The sequence below is a fragment of the Bartonella sp. AA86SXKL genome, from assembly GCF_042196885.1.
In genome coordinates, this window is the sequence record NZ_JBHIRE010000176.1 from 1 (window position 1) to 941 (window position 941).

Below are 941 nucleotides of genomic sequence, written 5' to 3' on the forward strand. Positions count from 1 at the left end.
GCTTTTCACGAAGAACAGCAGGCCATTGCGTTGCTTATTTTATGCACTTGTTTTAAGAAGACATTTTACTTTGCTCCCAATTTTCTCTTCCGATAACCATTTGTGAAGAGGATAATGCATGATTTATTGCAATATCACAGCCTTTATGCTTTGAAGTATAGCTTGCTACCGTCTATTCTATTTACCAGTTTAGTTTCTATGGTTGGTTTTGATGGTTGATAAGAGGCATATACCATTCTTTTTCAAATGGTTTTTATTTATACATTGTTTTCTCTTATGATGTGCAGGCGAATGTTTTTTCTGTTTCTAAAATACGAGGGGATGATATATGAAAAACTTCCTGTCTTCTTTGTATTCATTCAATCTGAAAATGACGAACGCTTCTTATAAATAAGGTATGATCTCAATGAGATGGAACAAGTTTTTTTCTTTTGGTTGATTGTATCGGCTATGCAGAAGTGGGCATTTTAAGAACTCAATGGGGGTTGATCTATGCTACAACTTTTGTTGTGAAATGTAAGAGGGAATTGTTTTGAAACTCTCAGATGCTTCTTGTCTGCTTTGTTATTTTCTGTATAATCGTAAAAACGATAAAGCTGAAAGGCATCATGAATGATCATTGGACTTTTGAATCAAAAAGGGGGTGTAGGAAAAACCACTTTGAGTGTGAATCTTGCTGCTAGCTTTGCACGCACAGGAGCGCGTGTGTTGCTTATTGATGTTGATCCGCAAGGTAGTGCATTAGATTGGGCAGCTGCTCGAGAAGGTGCTTCTTTGTTTCCAGTCGTCGGTTTGCCGCGCGCAACGGTTCATAAAGAAATTACACAGATTGGTCATAACTATGATCATATCATTATCGACGGTCCTCCACGTGTAACTGATCTTGCACGCAGTGCTCTTATGGCTTCGGACTTCGTGCTTATTCCAGTGCAACCTAGCCC

Annotated in this window: 1 protein-coding gene; it reads left to right on the forward strand. The window is 38.6% G+C overall.

The genetic code is table 11. From position 1 onward, the window contains the following. Nucleotides 1-612: 612 nt before the first annotated feature. Nucleotides 613-941: AAA family ATPase (locus ACFIO5_RS10815; protein ID WP_375705399.1), on the forward strand; the 329-nt coding region annotated here is incomplete at its 3' end.